Source organism: Candidatus Dadabacteria bacterium (genome assembly GCA_026708565.1).
In the GTDB taxonomy this organism is placed as follows: domain Bacteria; phylum Desulfobacterota_D; class UBA1144; order Nemesobacterales; family Mycalebacteriaceae; genus Mycalebacterium.
The window spans coordinates 1-2,511 of record JAPOUR010000030.1; the positions used below are offsets into that span (position 1 = coordinate 1).

Annotated in this window: 2 protein-coding genes; one reads left to right on the forward strand and one right to left on the reverse strand. The window is 56.8% G+C overall.

Features of this window, described 5'->3' with window-relative positions; all coding sequences use genetic code 11:
- Positions 1 to 1,346 (forward strand): hypothetical protein (locus OXF42_03790; protein ID MCY4047217.1); only part of this gene is annotated, 1,346 nt, incomplete at its 5' end.
- Here the strand turns inward: OXF42_03790 and gmd are convergent.
- Positions 1,324 to 2,355, reverse strand: coding sequence for a GDP-mannose 4,6-dehydratase (gmd, locus tag OXF42_03795; protein ID MCY4047218.1), 1,032 nt, complete (start codon positions 2,353 to 2,355; stop codon positions 1,324 to 1,326). The two genes, OXF42_03790 and gmd, sit on opposite strands and share 23 nt — an antisense overlap.
- Positions 2,356 to 2,511: the final 156 nt, after the last annotated feature.

Below are 2,511 nucleotides of genomic sequence, written 5' to 3' on the forward strand. Positions count from 1 at the left end.
CGGCGGCGACCTTTGACGACCCGCAATACAACTGGCCTCAGTTTTTTGAACTTCACAACAGCTACGGTTCGTACTCCTTCACTTTCTGGTTCGTCCGCGCCGCGACCCCGCTTGTCGGCGTGGAGGCGGCGGGAAAACTTTTCCTCTCGCTTTATGTGGTTCTCACGGGGGCGTTTGCGCTGTCCGAGGCCCGGCGGAGGCGGAGCGCGCCGTGGCCGCTTGTTCTGCTGTTGCCTCTCGCGTTCAACCAGACCTACATAATCGGCTTCATGGGATACTTCTTTTCCATTCCGGTTCTGTTGCTTGCGCTCAGGCATCTGGGCTCGGTGGCGGACAAACCCCTTGTGCCCCGCCGCCTTGCGGCGCATATGGCCTTTCAGGCGGTCATATTTTTCTGCCACCCTTTCACTTCGGCTCTTTACGGGGGGTTTGGCGCCCTTGTGTGCGCGACAAAGCGCGGGCGGGCGCTTCTTCGCTCCGCCGTTCTCACGGGCGGTTTTTGCCTGGCGTTCGTATTGTGGTTTTTGTCGTCCGGCTCCGGGTCGGCGTTTGAGGCCAACCTGAGGTGGTGGCCGCTGTCGGCAACATTGGAGTTCTTTGCGCTCATGTTCACCGGGATGCAAATAAAGGGCGGAGCCGACCCGCTTGCCCTCGCTCTGTGGTGCGCGGCGGCGGCTGTTATCGTTTACTGCGCCTTCCGGGCAAAACGGTTCAGCCCCGCGCGGCTTGACACGATCATGCTTGGCCTCGGTATTGCCGGTTTTCTCGCGCTTCCGTTCAGCCCGGGCGCGCCCTACACATACTTCAACATCCGTCTGGTCGCAATTGTGTATTTTTTCGGCGCGCTTGTTCTGTCATACATACCCGTGAGGCGCAAAGCGGGGATGCTTCTGGCCGCCGTTGCGGCGGGCATTTCCGTCTGGCAGGGCGCGCTTCATGTAAATCTTTCAAGGGAGACGGCGGAGATAAAGCCCCTGCTCGCCCGGATGGAGAAAAACTCGGTTATTTTGCCCGTTATGCAGAATGGAAGAAGCGCGCACCTGGACCCCGTTTATTTCTATCAGTTTCACGACCACGGGCCGGAGTATTACCACTTTCTTGTCGGCGGCGGCGCGACCCCCGCTCTCATAGACAATCTGCCCGCGTTTCCCGTTCATTACCGCTTGCCGCAGAGAATGTTTGAAGTTGCAGGCTCCCGGCGCTGGGAAGACTATGCGTGCTGCTACGAGTATGTGCTTGCGCGCGGAGAGCGCTTGAGCGGACTTGAGCATCTCGGTCCCTTCCGCAGGGTCGCGCAAAGCGGAATGTGGACTTTGTTTGAGGTCAGTCTCCGGAGACTTCCGTAGGGCGCCTTTTAAGTTCGCTTTCGCACATCATTTCCACAAGTTTTTCAAACGACACCCCCGGTTTCCATCCAAGTTCGGCTTTCGCCTTGCTTGCGTCTCCGATTAGTTCCCGGACCTCCGCAGGGCGGAAAAATTCTGGGTTTACCCGGACTATTTCCCTGCCGGTTTTTCCGTCCGTTGCCTTCTCCTCCGTTCCCTCCCCCTCCCAGACCGGCTCAAAGCCGAAATGCCGCGCCGACAGGTTTACGAATTCCCTTACCGAATGGTTTTCTCCCGTGGCAAGCACATAGTCGCCGGGCTCCGGGCGCTGCATCATCAGCCACATTCCCTCAACATAGTCTCCGGCAAAGCCCCAGTCTCTTTTCGCGTCAAGGTTGCCGAGTTCAAGCGTCCGCTCCGCTCCGTTTTTTATATCGGCGAGAGTTGAGGTGATTTTGCGGCTTACAAACTCCCTGCTTCTGAGGGGAGATTCGTGGTTGAAGAGTATTCCCGACACTGCGAACATTCCGTGAGCCTCGCGGTAGTTGATTGTTGACCAGTGGGCGAACAGTTTTGCCGTCCCGTAGGGGCTGCGCGGGTAAAACGGGGTTTCTTCATTCTGCGGAACCTGCCGGACCTGGCCGAACATCTCCGAGGTTGACGCCTGATAGAATTTGGTTTCAGGGTTTACCTGCCTCACCGCTTCCAGCATTCGCAAAACCCCGATGCCTGTTACGTCCGTGGTTAAAAGGGGCATTTCAAAGGAAGCCGAGACAAAAGACTGGGCGGCGAGGTTGTATATCTCCGAGGGCTCAAATTTTTCAATCATTCTTTGAATGTTTGTAGGCTCGTGCAGTTCAAGGTAGACGGTTTCAATCTCGTTTCTGATGCCGAGTTCGTCCAGTCTCCAGTACGAGTTGCGCGAAGTCCTGCGGTCTCCGCCGATGACGCGGTAGCCTTTTTCAAGCAGCAGTTTTGCCAGATACGCGCCGTCCTGACCGGCTATTCCCGTTATAAAAGCGGTTTTCATTTTCGGCGCTTATTTTATAGCAACCGTCCCGCTTTACAAACGGGAGCGGGGTCTTTTGACACCCTCGCGGCGCGTGTATAATCTCAGCCGTCATGATAGTTAAATGCGTTGCGGGCGGGATGTTTCTCACCAACTGCTACATTGTGGGGGACGAGG

Coding starts and splice junctions, on each gene's coding strand:
- gmd (MCY4047218.1), bottom strand. CDS start 2,355: ATGAAAACCGCTTTTATAACGGGAATAGCCGGTCAGGACGGCGCGTAT.